1 protein-coding gene is annotated in these 456 nt (G+C 40.6%); it reads right to left on the bottom strand.

Going from position 1 to position 456, the window contains the following annotated elements; all coding sequences use genetic code 11:
• A partial coding sequence (locus tag VF726_RS31495) for a Cna B-type domain-containing protein (RefSeq protein WP_440174143.1) occupies positions 1–456 on the bottom strand: 456 nt, incomplete at both ends.

Below are 456 nucleotides of genomic sequence, written 5' to 3' on the forward strand. Positions count from 1 at the left end.
CTGGTGCATTATTATCGTTCCATGTTTTTGTTCCTTCTACTTTTGTTTCGCCTACTTTTGTATTCGTAATGTCATAACCGTTCACTTCTGTTTGATATCCATCTACCGGCTTTTCTTCCACTTCATACTTGTATGCTTTTCCTTCTCCATCGTATGCCGCTAAGTCGGTAAATGCGTATTTCCAATTTGTTGCTTCGCTTACTTCTTGTGTTGCGATGACTTGACCATTTTGGATTAAATCTACCTTGATTGTTTTCGGACGTTCCGGTGAATTGTTATCCTTCCACGTCTTCGTTCCCTCTACCTTGGTTTGGCCTACTTTCGTATTTGTGATGTTATAACCGTTCACTTCTGTTTGATATCCATCTACTGGTTGTTCTTTCACTTCATACTTGTACGCTTTTCCTTCCCCATCGTACGCCGCTAAGTCGGTAAACGCATATTTCCAATTCGTTG

The sequence above is a fragment of the Bacillus sp. Brlt_9 genome (assembly GCF_051948935.1).
In the GTDB taxonomy this organism is placed as follows: Bacteria; Bacillota; Bacilli; order Bacillales; family Bacillaceae_G; genus Bacillus_A.